Raw genomic sequence first — 14,445 nt, forward strand, 5'->3', positions numbered from 1 at the left:
CAGATATGGGTGCAGCATTTGGTGGCGGTTCGTCCGGTAGTGGTAGCCTGTTTGGTGCATCGGGTTCATCGAATTTTATGAGCAGAACGACGGCAATTATTGCTGTTGTATTTTTCTCGAGCTGTCTTGCCCTGTCTTATTTGTCCACCGAGAGACAAAACGAATTGGGTGTGATGGGTAATAGTATTGAACAGCCTGCTTCGCAAGTCCCGAGCGGTGCGGCTGATAATAAGAAATCCGGTCCAGTAGTACCGGAGTAAACCAAGGTTTGTTCAGTGCCGACATGGTGAAATTGGTAGACACGCTATCTTGAGGGGGTAGTGGCCATAGGCTGTGTGAGTTCGAGTCTCACTGTCGGCACCACAATATCTAAAAAACAGGTCACCGGGATTCCGGTGACCTGTTTTTTTTTGGAGCAATAGAAAGGCTTGCCTTTCTTTTTTAGGGGTGTACGGGAAAATGCTGCAAACTTACTTTCCCATCTTGCTGTTTGTCATAGTCGGCCTTCTGGTCGGTGTCGGGCCTATCGTTCTCGGTAAGCTCGTCTCCCCCAATCGGCCCGATCCTGAAAAACTGTCGCCATACGAGTGTGGCTTCGAAGCCTTCGAAGACACGCGCATGCGTTTTGATGTGCGTTACTACCTCGTTGCAATTCTGTTCATTCTTTTCGATCTCGAAATCGCTTTCCTGTTTCCATGGGCCGTTGTGCTCAAGGATATCGGCATGTTCGGTTTTGGCGCCATGCTCGTATTTCTGGCCATTCTGACGATCGGCTTTATCTACGAGTGGAAAAAAGGGGCGCTGGAATGGGAATAGAAGGAATCCTCGAAAAAGGGTTTGTCACCACTACGGCTGACACCCTGATCAACTGGACGCGCACGGGTTCGATGTGGCCGATGACTTTCGGTCTGGCCTGCTGTGCGGTTGAAATGATGCATGCCGGTGCTGCGCGTTACGACCTCGATCGCTTCGGTATCGTGTTTCGTCCGAGTCCGCGTCAATCCGACCTGATGATTGTTGCCGGTACGCTGTGCAATAAAATGGCACCTGCACTCAGGAAGGTTTACGACCAGATGGCCGAACCGCGCTGGGTACTGTCCATGGGTTCGTGTGCCAACGGAGGCGGGTATTACCATTACTCGTATTCTGTCGTGCGCGGCTGTGACCGCATCGTACCGGTTGACGTTTACGTGCCAGGTTGCCCGCCGACGGCCGAAGCCTTGCTGTACGGCATCATCCAGTTGCAAAACAAGATCAAACGCACTAATACCATCGCCCGCTGAGGGAGAAACCATGGCCTCCAAAATGGAAGCGCTCAAATCGAGCGTCGAGAGTCTGCTCGCCCCAATTATTGTGCATAGCACAATTGCGAAGGGTGAATTGACTATCGTATGCAAGGCGGAAAATTTGCTTGAAGTCGCAACAAAGTTGCGCGATTCAGCCGAACTTTCCTTCGAGCAATGCATAGATATGTGCGGCATGGACTACAGCACGTACCGGGACGAGTCCTGGGACGGCCTACGTTTTGCCGCCGTATATCAACTCCTGTCGCTCAAGCACAATCAGCGCATTCGCCTGCGCTGCTTTGCCGAAGACGACGATTTTCCCGTCCTGCCTACCCTGACCGCTGTCTGGTCGTGCCTGAACTGGTACGAGCGCGAAGCGTTCGATCTGTTCGGCCTGATGTTCGACGAACACCCGGATTTGCGTCGCATCCTGACCGACTACGGCTTTGTCGGCCATCCGTTCCGTAAGGATTTCCCGGTGTCGGGCTTTGTGGAAATGCGTTACGACGCCAGCCAGCAGCGTGTGGTCTACCAACCGGTCAGTATCGAGCCGCGCGAGATCACGCCGCGCATTATTCGCGAGGAGAACTACGGTGGCTGATATCCGTAATTACACGCTGAACTTCGGTCCGCAACACCCGGCCGCACACGGCGTGCTGCGTCTGGTGCTGGAGCTGGATGGCGAAGTGGTTCAGCGTGCCGACCCGCATATCGGCCTGCTGCATCGCGGCACCGAGAAGCTGGCCGAATCCAAGACTTATATCCAGTCGCTGCCCTATATGGACCGGCTGGATTATGTGTCGATGATGTGCAACGAGCACGCCTACTGCCTGGCCATCGAAAAGCTGACCGGTGTGGATGTGCCGCTGCGTGCGCAATACATCCGCGTGATGTTTGCCGAGATTACCCGCATCCTGAACCACCTGCTGTGGATAGGTGCGCACTCGATCGACATCGGCGCGATGACCATGTTCCTGTACGCGTTCCGCGAGCGCGAGGATCTGATGGACCTGTACGAGGCGGTGTCCGGTGCGCGTCTGCACGCGGCCTATTTCCGCCCGGGCGGTGTCTATCGCGACCTGCCGGACAGCATGCCGCAGTACACCGCGTCCAAGATCAAGAATGCCCGTGAAATCGCGCGCCTGAACGAGAACCGTCAGGGCACGATGCTCGATTTCATCGAGGACTTCACCCGCCGCTTCCCGGCCTGTGTCGACGAATACGAGACCCTGCTGACCGATAACCGTATCTGGAAGCAGCGTACTGTCGGCATCGGTGTGGTCAGCCCCGAGCGCGCCTTGCAGCTGGGCTTTACCGGCCCGATGCTGCGCGGCTCCGGCATCGAGTGGGACTTGCGCAAGACGCAGCCTTACGATGTTTACGCCGAGATGGATTTCGATATTCCGGTGGGCAAGACCGGCGACTGTTACGACCGTTACCTGGTGCGTATGGAAGAATTCCGCCAGTCCAACCGCATCATCGCCCAGTGCGTGAAGTGGCTGAAAGCCAACCCCGGTCCGGTCATTACCGAGAACCACAAGGTGGCACCGCCGTCGCGCGAAGGCATGAAGACCAATATGGAAGAGCTGATCCATCACTTCAAGCTCTTCACCGAAGGCATGCATGTACCCGAGGGCGAAGTCTACGTAGGTACCGAACACCCGAAAGGCGAGTTCGGTATCTATATGGTGTCCGATGGTGCCAATAAGCCGTACCGCCTGAAGATCCGCGCACCGGGTTACGCACATATTGCGGCTCTGGATGAAATGGCGCGTGGTCACATGATCGCCGACGTGGTCGCGATCATCGGTACCCAGGATATCGTGTTTGGGGAGATTGACCGCTGATGTTGTCCGCACAATCGCTTGCAAGTATTGACCGCGAGGTTGCCAAGTACCCTGCCGACCAGAAACGGTCGGCGGTCATGGCTGCGCTGAGAATTGCGCTGACCGAGCTAAGAGAGCAGGGCCAGACGCCGGATGCGCGCTGCCTGACGCCCGGGGTGATCGAGTTCGTGGCGAACTATCTGGGCATCGCCCCGGTCGCCGCCTACGAAGTCGCCACTTTTTACAATATGTACGACATGAAGCCGGTGGGTAAATACAAGATCACCGTCTGTACCAACCTGCCGTGCGCACTCTCGGGTGGCGTGTCCGCAGCCAAGTATCTGTCGGAAAAGCTGGGTATCGCCATTGGTGAAACCTCGGCGGACGGCAAATACACGCTGTTGGAAGGCGAGTGCATGGGCGCCTGTGGCGATGCACCGGTCTTGCTGGTGAACAACCACAAGATGTGCAGCCATATGAGCCCTGCAGCCATAGACCAGAAACTGGCGGAGCTCGAATAATGGCGATCTTCAAAAGTGGGGTGATTTTCGAGGGCGTAGACACCCAGGACCCGAATGCCTGGCGTCTGGCCGCGTATGAAGCACGCGGTGGTTATGCCGCATTACGCCGTATCCTGGCTGATAAATTGTCGCAGGACGATGTGATTGCCGAAGTGAAAAACTCCGGCCTGCGTGGCCGTGGCGGTGCCGGCTTTCCCACCGGCCTGAAGTGGAGCTTCATGCCGCGCAGCTTCCCCGGCGACAAATACGTGGTGTGCAATACCGACGAGGGCGAGCCGGGTACTTTCAAGGACCGCGACATCCTGCGCTTTAACCCGCATGCGCTGATCGAAGGCATGATCATCGCCGGTTACGCGATGGGCACCCGCGCCGGTTACAACTACATCCACGGTGAAATCTTCGAAGCCTACGAGCAGTTCGAAGAGGCACTGGCCGAAGCCCATGCCGCCGGTTTGCTGGGGCAGAATATTCTGGGTTCCGGTTTCAACTTCGAGCTGTATGCGGCACACGGTTACGGCGCCTATATCTGCGGCGAAGAAACGGCACTGCTGGAGTCGCTGGAAGGCAAAAAAGGCCAGCCACGCTTCAAGCCGCCGTTCCCGGCATCCTACGGCCTGTACGGCAAGCCGACCACCATCAACAACACCGAATCGTTCGCCTCGGTGCCGTTCATCATCAAGGATGGCGCACAGAAGTTCCTCGAGGCGGGCAAGCCGAACAACGGCGGCACCAAGCTGTTTTCGGTTTCCGGCCACGTCAACCGTCCTGGCAACTACGAAGTGCCGCTGGGCATGCCGTTTGCCGAACTGCTCGAGCTGGCCGGCGGCATGCGTGACGGCAAGAAGCTCAAGGCGGTGATCCCGGGCGGTTCCTCTGCGCCTATCCTGCCGGGCGAGGTGATGATGGGCCTGACCATGGATTACGACAGTATTTCCAAGGCCGGTTCCATGCTGGGCTCGGGCGCCGTCATCGTGATGAACGAAGACGTATGCATGGTGCGCGCGCTGGAGCGTCTGGCCTACTTCTACCACGAGGAATCGTGCGGTCAGTGCACGCCGTGCCGTGAAGGCACCGGCTGGCTGTACCGCATTATCCACCGCATCCTGAACGGCGAAGGCCGTCCGGGGGATCTCGAATTGCTGGATTCCGTTGGCAACAATATGGCTGGCCGCACTATCTGTGCGCTGGCCGACGCCGCCGTATTCCCGGTCCGCAGCTTCACCAAGCACTTCCGTCACGAGTTCGAGTACCTGATCGAACACGGTAAGCCGCTGGTGGATCACAAATGGTGTTGAGCGATGCTTGAAATCGAAATCGACGGTAAAAAACTGACGGCCCCGCAGGGCAGCACCGTAATGGAAGCTGCCCATTCGATCGGGACGTATATTCCGCACTTCTGCTACCACAAGAAACTGTCCATCGCGGCCAACTGCCGCATGTGTCTGGTCGAAGTGGAAAAAGCGCCCAAGCCGCTGCCGGCTTGCGCCACGCCGGTGACGGACGGCATGAAGATCCATACCCATTCCGACCTTGCCAAGAAGGCACAGGCCGGGGTGATGGAATTCCTGCTGATTAATCACCCGCTGGATTGCCCGATCTGCGATCAGGGCGGCGAATGCCAGCTGCAGGACATCGCGGTGGGCTACGGCAACGGTGTTTCGCGCTATCAGGAACAGAAGCGCGCGGTACCGGGCAAGGACATGGGGCCGCTGGTCTCGGCGGAAGAAATGAGCCGCTGCATCCACTGCACGCGCTGCGTCCGCTTTACCGAGGAAATCGGCGGCTTCCAGGAAATCGGCATGGCCCATCGCGGAGAGTTCTCCGAGATCCTGCCGTTCCTGGGCAAAACCGTGAATTCGGAAATCTCCGGCAACGTAATCGATCTGTGCCCGGTCGGCGCGCTGACCTCCAAGCCTTACCGCTACAGCACCCGTGCCTGGGAGCTGTCACGGCGCAAGTCGGTCAGCCCGCATGATGGTCTGGGCGCCAACCTGATTGTCCAGGTCAAGCATGGCGAAGTGATGCGCGTGCTGCCGCTGGAAAACGAAGACATCAACGAGTGCTGGCTGGCTGACCGCGACCGCTTCTCGTATCAGGGTCTGAATAGCGATAAGCGCCTGAAAACCCCGAAGATCAAGTTTGACGGGCAGTGGCACGACACCGATTGGGAAACCGCGCTGGCCTATGTGGTCAAGGGCCTGAATGGTGTGTCCGCCGATCATGGCAAGGATGCGATCGGCTTTTTGACCAGCCCGCATTCGACCACCGAAGAGCTGTATCTCGCGCAGAAACTGGCGCGTGCCTTTGGCGTCAACAATATCGACTACCGCATCTCGCGCAGCGACTTTAGTGCCGATGCCGTCAAGCTGGGCGCCGAGTGGCTGGGTTCCTCCATCACAGAACTGGCTGCCGCCAAGTCGGTGCTGGTGATCGGCTCCAGCCTGCGTAGCGAACAGCCTTTGCTGGCGGCGCGTCTGCGTCAGGCCAGCAAGAAGGCGATGGCGCTCAATATCATCCACGTCGCCGACGACGAGTTGTTGATGAACATCAACGCCAAGCTGATTGCCTCGCCGCTGGCGCTGGTCAATGGCGTGGCGCAGGTGCTCAAGGCCGTGCTTGCGATCAAGGCAGGTGAAAGCAGCATCGATCTGGCTGGCACCGAAGTTTCGGCAGCGGCGCAAGCGATTGCCGACAGCCTGTGTGCTACCGAGTCCGCCGCTATCGTACTGGGCGCTGTGGCCCAGCACCATCCGGCTTACAGCGCGCTATTGTCGCTGACCCAGGAAATCGCCCGCCTCAGCGGCGCGCGTTTCGGCGTGCTGGCCGAGGCGGCCAACAGCGTCGGCGCGGAAGCGGTCGGCGTGCTGCCGAAAAACGGCGGCGCCAACGCCGGCGAGATGATCGCTTCGCCACGCAAGGCCTATGTGCTGCTGAACACCGAGCCCGAGTTCGATAGCTACAACAGCGCAGCCAGCGTGGCCGCAATGAAGCAGGCCGCCACCGTGATTGCATTGACGGCCTATCAGGGTGAGGGCTTGCTCGACTACGCCGACGTGCTGCTGCCGGTGGCTCCGTTCTCCGAGACGGCCGGTTCCTTCGTCAATATGGAAGGCAAGCTGCAGGCCTTCAATGGCGCGACCAAGCCGCAAGGTGAAGCGCGTCCGGCGTGGAAGGTGCTGCGGGTACTGGGCAATATGCTGAACCTCGACGGTTTCGGCTTTAACAGCGCCGAAGACGTGCGTAGCGAATTGCTGGCCGCAGGGGATATTGCTGCGCGCCTGAACAATAGCCTGAGCCGTGTGGCAGCCGAGGTGGCAGCCAAGGCCGGTGTGGTACGGGTGGGTGAAGTGCCGATTTACAGCACCGATGCCATCTGTCGCCATGCGCCGGCCTTGCAAGCCACGCAAGCGGCGCAGACGTCAGATGCGTATGTGGCGGCCGATGTGTTTGCCGCTGCGGGCCTGGCCGATGGCGGGATCGCACGCGTGAAACAGGGCGGGGCAGAAGTGCAGCTTATTGCACGTCTGGACAGGCAGTTGCCATCCGGTGTGGTTCGCCTGGCTGCCGCGCGCAGCGAGACGGCAGCGCTTGGCGGCATGTTTGACGCCATTGAAATCGAGCGGGGGTAAGCGATGGAATTCATGCAAGGATTGCTGGGGACGGAAGCGGGTCTGGTGGTATGGACCCTGCTCAAGATCGTCGCCATTGTCGCCCCCATGATGCTGGCGGTGGCCTACCTGACACTGGCCGAGCGCAAGGTGATCGGTTATATGCAGCTGCGTATCGGCCCTAACCGGGTCGGTCCCAAAGGCTTGCTGCAACCGATTGCCGACGGCTTGAAGCTGCTGCTCAAGGAAATCATCATTCCGGCCAAGTCGAACAAGGCGCTGTTCCTGATCGGGCCTATCCTGTCGATCGGGCCTGCGCTGGCCGCCTGGGCGGTGGTGCCGTTTACCGACACCCTGGTGCTGGCCAATATCGATGCCTCGCTGCTGTACATCATGGCGGTAACGTCCATTGGTGTGTACGGCGTGATCATCGCCGGCTGGGCCGCCAACTCCAAGTACTCCTTCATCGGCGCCATGCGTTCGGCGGCACAGATCGTGTCCTACGAAATTGCCATGGGTTTTGCGCTGGTGACGGTACTGATGGTGTCGGGCAGCCTGAATCTGGTCGCTATCGTCAACCAGCAGGGGCAGGGCATGGCCGGCGGTTCGCTGTTGTCGTGGAATTTGATCCCGCTGTTCCCGATGTTCATCGTCTACCTGATTGCGGGCGTGGCGGAAACCAACCGTGCACCGTTTGACGTGGCCGAAGGCGAATCCGAAATCGTCGCCGGCTTCCATGTCGAGTATTCGGGCATGGCGTTCGCGGTGTTCTTCCTGGCCGAATACGCCAACATGATCCTGATCGCCACCATGACGTCGCTGATGTTCCTCGGCGGCTGGTTGTCGCCGTTCCCGGCGAGCTGGGGTGTGATCGGTGCCGGCAGCTTCTTCTGGCTGGCGCTTAAGGTGAGCATGGTGCTGTTCTGCTTCCTGTGGTTCCGGGCAACATTCCCGCGCTACCGCTACGACCAGATCATGCGTCTGGGTTGGAAGGTATTCATTCCGGTCACGCTGGCATGGGTGGTCATCGTAGGCGCTTGGATGATGAGCCCGCTGTCTTTGTGGCAGTAAGGCCGGGATAGGAGAACAACAAGATGATACGCAAGTTTTTAAAGACCTTTTTACTGGTCGAACTGCTCAAGGGCTTGATGGTGACCGGGCGTTATTTCTTCGCCCGCAAGATCACGGTTCAGTTCCCGGAAGAAAAGACGCCGATGTCGCCGCGCTTTCGCGGCCTGCACGCCCAGCGCCGCTACGCCAATGGCGAAGAGCGTTGCATCGCGTGCAAGCTGTGCGAGGCGGTGTGCCCGGCGATGGCGATTACCATCGAGTCGGAGCAGCGTGATGACGGCACCCGCCGCACCAGCCGCTACGACATCGATCTGACCAAGTGCATCTTCTGCGGTTTCTGCGAAGAGGCCTGTCCGGTCGATGCCATCGTCGAGACGCATATCTTCGAGTACCACGGAGAGAAGCGCGGCGACCTGTATTACACCAAGCCGATGTTGCTGGCTGTCGGCGATAAGTACGAAGCCGACATTGCCAAAAACAAGGCGGCCGACGCCAAGTACCGCTAAGGGGGGAACATGAGCTTTCCATTGATAGTTTTTTACGTACTGTCGGCGATCCTGCTGTTCTCGGCTTTTCGCGTGATTACCGCGAAAAACCCGGTGCATGCGGCGCTGTGGCTGGTGCTGGCTTTCTTTACCAGCTCGGGCCACTGGCTGCTCCTGGATGCCGAGTTCCTCGCGATCACGCTGGTGCTGGTGTATGTAGGCGCGGTGATGGTGCTGTTCCTGTTCGTGGTGATGATGCTGGACATCAACATCGAGAAGATGCGCGAAGGCTTCTGGCAGCACTTTCCGCTGGCAGCCACGGTCGGCCTGATCATGGTGGCCGAGATGGTGCTGATTCTGGCCAGCCCGCAGACCGATCTGGCCGGCTTTCAGGCCGCGGCGCCGCTGGCGGCTGATGCCAGCAACGTCAAGGTGCTGGGCATGCAGATCTACACCACCTATCTGATGCCGTTCGAACTGGCTGCGGTACTGCTGCTGCTGGCCATCGTTGCCGCCATTGCCCTGACCCAGCGTACGCGCAAGGACGGCAAATATGTCGACCCGGCGATGCAGGTCGAGGTGCAGGCCAGCGATCGCTTGCGCATTGTGAAAATGGCCGCCGTCAAGGATGAGCCGGTGATGAACGAAACCAACGAGCCGCAGGCTTGAGCCCGGTAGAAAGGAAAGCAAAGTGCTGACTCTGACTCACTTTCTCGTGCTGGCTGCCGTGCTGTTTTCCATCAGCGTGCTGGGGATTTTCCTCAACCGCAAGAACGTAATCGTTCTGTTGATGGCAATCGAGCTGATGCTGCTGGCCGTGAATTTCAACTTCATCGCCTTTTCGCACTACCTCTCCGATACGGCGGGGCAGATTTTCGTGTTCTTCATCCTGACGGTGGCCGCGGCGGAATCCGCAATCGGCCTTGCCATTCTGGTGGTGCTGTTCCGCAACCAGAGCACCATCAATATTGAAGACCTGGATAGCCTCAAAGGCTAAGCAGATACCAACAAACGAGAAGCCAGAAAATGGATATGAAGAGCTTTTATCTGCTGATTGCCCTCGCGCCGCTGGCGGGGTCCATCATTGCAGGCTTGTTTGGCTGGGCGATAGGACGCCGCGCCGCACACCTGGTGACGATTACAGGTGTGGCGGTGTCGGCGGTGCTGTCGCTCAAGGTGCTCCACGGTTTTCTGAACGGTGGGGCAGTATTTAACGAAACGGTGTACACCTGGCTGACCGTCGGCGGCATGGAGTTCTCTGTCGGCTTCCTGGTGGACAGCCTGACCGCGATGATGCTGGTGGTGGTGACTTCGGTGTCGCTGATGGTGCATATCTATACCATCGGCTATATGTCGGAAGACCCGGGCTACCAGCGTTTCTTCAGCTATATCTCGCTGTTTACCTTCTCGATGCTGATGCTGGTGATGAGCAACAACTTCATCCAGCTGTTCTTCGGCTGGGAAGCGGTGGGGCTGGTGTCCTACCTGTTGATTGGCTTCTGGTACAAGCGTCCGACCGCGATCTACGCCAACCTCAAGGCTTTTCTGGTCAACCGTGTGGGTGACTTCGGTTTCCTGCTGGGTATCGGTCTGGTGCTGGCGCACTTCGGCGGCTCGCTGAACTACAGCGATGTGTTCGCCGCCTTGCCGCAAGTGAAAGACCAGACGATCCAGATCATCCCGGGGGTGGAGTGGTCGCTGATGACCGTGACCTGCATCCTGCTGTTCGTTGGCGCGATGGGTAAATCGGCACAGTTCCCGCTGCATGTGTGGCTGCCCGACTCGATGGAAGGCCCGACCCCGATCTCGGCACTGATCCACGCCGCGACCATGGTGACAGCCGGTATCTTTATGGTGTCGCGCATGAGCCCGATGTTCGAGCTGTCCGACACCGCGCTGAACTTCGTGATGATCACCGGTTCGATCACTGCCTTGTTCATGGGCTTCCTCGGCATCGTACAGAACGACATCAAGCGCGTGGTGGCTTACTCCACGCTGTCGCAGCTGGGTTATATGACTGTGGCGCTGGGCGCTTCGGCCTACTCGGTGGCCATGTTCCATGTGATGACCCACGCCTTCTTCAAGGCGCTGCTGTTCCTGGCGGCCGGTTCGGTCATTATCGGCATGCACCACGAGCAGGACATGCGCAAGATGGGCGGCCTGCGCAAATACATGCCGGTTACCTGGATTACCAGCTTGCTGGGTAGCTTGGCGCTGATCGGTACCCCGTTCTTCTCCGGCTTCTACTCCAAGGATTCCATCATTCTGGCGGTAGAGAACAGCAATCTGGCGGCTTCCGGTTTTGCCACCTTCGCAGTACTGGCCGGCGTATTCGTGACGGCGTTTTACAGCTTCCGCATGTACTTCCTGGTGTTCCACGGCAAGGAGCGCTGGATGGATGCGGCGCACCCGGCCAGCCATCATGGTGACCATGCCGACGAAGAGCCGGATCACGACCATCATCATGGCCTGGGTCCGAACGACAAGCCGCACGAAAGCCCGTGGGTGGTGACCCTGCCGCTGGCGCTGCTGGCGATCCCGTCGGTACTGATCGGCTTCTTTGCCGTCGGCCCGCTGGTAGGCGGTGACTTCTTCAAGGGGGTGCTGTTCACCGATCTGGCGGCGCACCCGGGCTTGGCCGGCGTGATCCCGCACGCACAGCACGCTGTCGAGATGGGCATGCATGCTTTTGTGACGCTGCCGTTCTGGCTGGCGCTGTCCGGTGTGGTGACCGCATGGGTGTTCTATATGAAGGCACCGCAGATTCCGGCCGCCATCAAGAAGACTTTCGCCCCGGTCAATACCCTGCTGGAAAACAAGTACTACCTGGACGAGATCTACTTTGCGGTGTTCGCCAAGGGTAGCCGTGCGTTGGGGACCTTCTTCTGGAAGATCTGCGACATGCTGCTGATCGACGGCCTGATCGTGAACGGTTCGGCCAAGCTGGTGGGTTCGTTCTCGCGCGTGGTACGCCGCATGCAGACCGGTTTCATCTACAGCTACGCCACCACCATGATTATCGGTGTACTGGCCCTGATCACCATCTGGTTCTCGCAGCTTATCCTCGGATAAGCGCGGTATCGGGATTGAAATAACAAATAGGTTTTGACTATGTTATCTAATCTGTTAAGTCTGGTGATCTGGGTGCCTATCGCCGCCGGCTTGCTAGTTCTGGCTACCGGGGGGGATCAGCGTGCTGTTCTCGCCCGCTGGCTGGCGCTGGCCGGTGCGGCGCTGGGTTTCCTGGTATCACTGCCGCTGTTCCTGAATTTCGATGTGCTTAATGGCGGCATGCAGTTCGAAGAGATGCGGCCGTGGATTGCCGCCCTCAATATCAACTACAACCTGGGCGTGGACGGCATCTCGATGCTGTTTATCGTGCTCAACAGCTTTATCACCCTGATGGTGATTCTGGCCGGCTGGGAAGTGATACAGAAACGGGTGGCGCAGTATATGGCGGCCTTCCTGATCATGTCCGGCCTGATCAATGGTGCTTTCGCCGCACTGGACGCGATCCTGTTTTACGTGTTCTTCGAGGCGATGCTGATCCCGATGTATCTGATCATCGGTGTCTGGGGTGGCCCGCGCCGCGTGTACGCGTCGATGAAGTTCTTCCTGTACACGCTGTTGGGTTCGCTGCTGATGCTGGTGGCCTTCATCTGGCTGTACTTTGCTGCCGGCAAGACCTTCTCCATCCTGGCCTTCCAGGACCTGATGGGCATTCCGCTGAACGTGCAGATCCTGCTGTTCATCGCCTTCTTCATGTCGTTCGCGGTGAAAGTGCCGATGTGGCCGGTGCATACCTGGCTGCCGGATGCGCACGTCGAGGCGCCAACCGGCGGCTCCATGGTGCTGGCGGCGATCACGCTGAAGATCGGTGCCTACGGTTTCCTGCGATTCGCGCTGCCCATCCTGCCGGATGCCGCGCGTGAGCTGGCGCCCATCATCGTCGGCCTGTCGCTGGTGGCGGTGGTGTATATCGGCCTGGTGGCACTGGTGCAGACCGATATGAAGAAACTGGTCGCCTACTCGTCGATCTCGCACATGGGTTTTGTCACCCTGGGCTTCTTCCTGTTTGCCGGTAACGAGCTGAACGTGTGGGCGGTCGAGGGTGCCATCGTGCAGATGGTCAGCCACGGCTTCATCTCCGCCGCGATGTTCTTCTGCATCGGCGTGATGTACGACCGCGTGCACAGCCGCAATATCGCCGACTACGGTGGTGTGGCCAACAAGATGCCTATCTTCGCCGCCTTTATGGTGCTGTTTGCCATGGCCAACTCCGGCCTGCCGGCGACCTCCGGTTTTGTCGGCGAATTCATGGTGATCATGGGCGCGATCCAGGTGAATTTCTGGGTGGCGGCACTGGCATCGCTGACGCTGATCTTCGGCGCTGCCTACACCCTGTGGATGGTCAAGCGGGTGATCTTCGGCGAAGTGGGCAACCATCACGTGGAAGAACTGAAGGACGTGAACAAGCGCGAATTCCTGGTGCTGGCGGTATTGGCGCTGGCCGTGCTGGGCATGGGCCTGTATCCGCAAGCCTTCGTCGACAAGATGCATCTGTCGGTGAATGACCTGATCGCGCATGTTGCGCAAAGCAAGCTGTAAGGCCACAAGGAAAACGTAATGAATTGGGCTGATCTTAACCTGATGCCGGCATTGCCCGAGATCTTCCTGCTCGCGGCGCTGTCGTTCATCCTCGTACTCGACCTTTTCATCCCCGATGAAAAGCGTGGCATCACCTATGGCTTGTCGCTGCTGACGCTGGCGCTCTGCGCCGTGCTGCAAGTTGCGACTTTCGAGCCGTTTGCGACGCATACCTTCTCCGGCATGTTTGTCGACGATCCGATGGCCGACATCATCAAGGTGGCCATGTATGCGGTGACGGCCGCCGTGCTGGTGTATTCCCGCCAGTATGTGGCCGACCGCGGCATGTTCCGCGGCGAGTACTACACCCTGTCGCTGTTCGCGCTGTTGGGCATGAACGTGATGGTGTCTTCCTCGCATTTCCTGACCCTGTACATCGGTCTGGAACTGTTGTCGCTGGCACTGTATGCGCTGATCGCTCTGCGTCGTGATTCGGCACAGGGCACCGAAGCGGCGATGAAGTACTTCGTACTGGGTGCACTGGCCTCGGGCATGCTGCTGTACGGTATGTCCATGGTGTACGGTGCCACCGGCTCGCTGTATATCAGTGAAATCGCCGCATCCATCGCCTCCGGGCAGAGCAATGCCGTACTGCTGGTGTTTGGTCTGGTGTTCCTGGTGGCCGGCCTTGCCTTCAAGCTGGGTGCGGTGCCGTTCCATATGTGGGTGCCTGACGTTTACCAGGGCTCGCCGATCGCGGTGACGCTGATGATAGGCGCGGCGCCCAAGCTGGCGGCCTTCGTCTTTATCATCCGCATTCTGGTGCAGGGCTTGGGCGAACTGTCCGGCGAATGGCAGGGCATGCTGGTACTGATCGCGGCGCTGTCGATGATGATCGGTAACGTTGCCGCCATCGCGCAGACCAATATCAAGCGCATGCTGGCCTACTCGACCATCTCGCACATGGGCTTCCTGCTGCTGGGCCTGCTGTCTGCCAACGAGCAGGGCTACGCTGCGGCCATGTTCTACGCCATGATCTATGTGCTGACGACGCTGGCCGG

At 58.9% G+C, this 14,445-nt stretch carries 15 protein-coding genes and 1 tRNA gene; all 16 read left to right on the forward strand.

Annotation, left to right across the window (positions count from 1 at the left end):
* On the forward strand, window positions 1-260 hold a 260-nt coding region (secG, locus tag ACRC1E_RS04905; RefSeq protein WP_438513990.1), incomplete at its 5' end, for a preprotein translocase subunit SecG.
* A gap of 17 nt (window positions 261-277) precedes the next feature.
* Window positions 278-363, forward strand: a tRNA-Leu gene (locus ACRC1E_RS04910).
* Window positions 364-459: 96 nt separating this feature from the next.
* Entirely contained in the window at window positions 460-816 is a 357-nt protein-coding gene (locus ACRC1E_RS04915; protein ID WP_438513991.1) for an NADH-quinone oxidoreductase subunit A, read from the forward strand.
* Complete coding sequence (locus ACRC1E_RS04920) at window positions 807-1,283, forward strand: NuoB/complex I 20 kDa subunit family protein (RefSeq protein ID WP_438513992.1); 477 nt, start codon at window positions 807-809, stop codon at window positions 1,281-1,283. The genes ACRC1E_RS04915 and ACRC1E_RS04920 overlap by 10 nt, the downstream gene beginning before the upstream one ends.
* A 10-nt stretch (window positions 1,284-1,293) precedes the next feature.
* The gene (locus ACRC1E_RS04925; RefSeq protein WP_438513993.1) at window positions 1,294-1,887 is read left to right on the forward strand and encodes an NADH-quinone oxidoreductase subunit C; all 594 of its coding nucleotides are present in this window, start codon (window positions 1,294-1,296) and stop codon (window positions 1,885-1,887) included.
* On the forward strand, window positions 1,880-3,133 hold the full coding sequence (locus ACRC1E_RS04930; RefSeq protein WP_438513994.1) for an NADH-quinone oxidoreductase subunit D: 1,254 nt from the start codon (window positions 1,880-1,882) through the stop codon (window positions 3,131-3,133). The genes ACRC1E_RS04925 and ACRC1E_RS04930 overlap by 8 nt, the downstream gene beginning before the upstream one ends.
* Window positions 3,133-3,633, forward strand: coding sequence for an NADH-quinone oxidoreductase subunit NuoE (gene nuoE / locus ACRC1E_RS04935; RefSeq protein WP_438513995.1), 501 nt, complete (start codon window positions 3,133-3,135; stop codon window positions 3,631-3,633). Before ACRC1E_RS04930 ends, nuoE begins: the two co-directional genes overlap by 1 nt.
* On the forward strand, window positions 3,633-4,928 hold the full coding sequence (gene nuoF, locus ACRC1E_RS04940; protein ID WP_438513996.1) for an NADH-quinone oxidoreductase subunit NuoF: 1,296 nt from the start codon (window positions 3,633-3,635) through the stop codon (window positions 4,926-4,928). Before nuoE ends, nuoF begins: the two co-directional genes overlap by 1 nt.
* Before the next feature lie 3 nt (window positions 4,929-4,931).
* Window positions 4,932-7,262, forward strand: coding sequence for an NADH-quinone oxidoreductase subunit NuoG (gene nuoG / locus ACRC1E_RS04945; RefSeq protein WP_438513997.1), 2,331 nt, complete (start codon window positions 4,932-4,934; stop codon window positions 7,260-7,262).
* Window positions 7,263-7,265: 3 nt separating this feature from the next.
* Window positions 7,266-8,312: an NADH-quinone oxidoreductase subunit NuoH gene (gene nuoH, locus ACRC1E_RS04950; protein ID WP_438513998.1), complete on the forward strand. Its 1,047-nt coding sequence runs from the start codon at window positions 7,266-7,268 to the stop codon at window positions 8,310-8,312.
* 23 nt (window positions 8,313-8,335) lie between these two features.
* A complete protein-coding gene (gene nuoI, locus ACRC1E_RS04955) occupies window positions 8,336-8,818 on the forward strand; it encodes an NADH-quinone oxidoreductase subunit NuoI (RefSeq protein WP_438513999.1) in 483 nt (160 codons plus the stop codon).
* A gap of 9 nt (window positions 8,819-8,827) precedes the next feature.
* Window positions 8,828-9,466: an NADH-quinone oxidoreductase subunit J gene (locus ACRC1E_RS04960; RefSeq protein WP_438514000.1), complete on the forward strand. Its 639-nt coding sequence runs from the start codon at window positions 8,828-8,830 to the stop codon at window positions 9,464-9,466.
* Window positions 9,467-9,488: 22 nt separating this feature from the next.
* Entirely contained in the window at window positions 9,489-9,794 is a 306-nt protein-coding gene (gene nuoK, locus ACRC1E_RS04965) for an NADH-quinone oxidoreductase subunit NuoK (RefSeq protein WP_438514001.1), read from the forward strand.
* 29 nt (window positions 9,795-9,823) lie between these two features.
* Window positions 9,824-11,869: an NADH-quinone oxidoreductase subunit L gene (nuoL, locus tag ACRC1E_RS04970; RefSeq protein ID WP_438514002.1), complete on the forward strand. Its 2,046-nt coding sequence runs from the start codon at window positions 9,824-9,826 to the stop codon at window positions 11,867-11,869.
* A 39-nt stretch (window positions 11,870-11,908) separates the two neighbouring features.
* Window positions 11,909-13,405 (forward strand): NADH-quinone oxidoreductase subunit M, encoded by a 1,497-nt coding sequence (locus ACRC1E_RS04975; RefSeq protein WP_438514003.1) that lies wholly within the window; start codon window positions 11,909-11,911, stop codon window positions 13,403-13,405.
* Between the two features lie 18 nt (window positions 13,406-13,423).
* Window positions 13,424-14,445: NADH-quinone oxidoreductase subunit N (locus ACRC1E_RS04980; protein WP_438514004.1), on the forward strand; the 1,022-nt coding region annotated here is incomplete at its 3' end.

It is taken from the genome of Craterilacuibacter sp. (assembly GCF_051659485.1).
GTDB lineage: Bacteria > Pseudomonadota > Gammaproteobacteria > Burkholderiales > Chromobacteriaceae > Craterilacuibacter.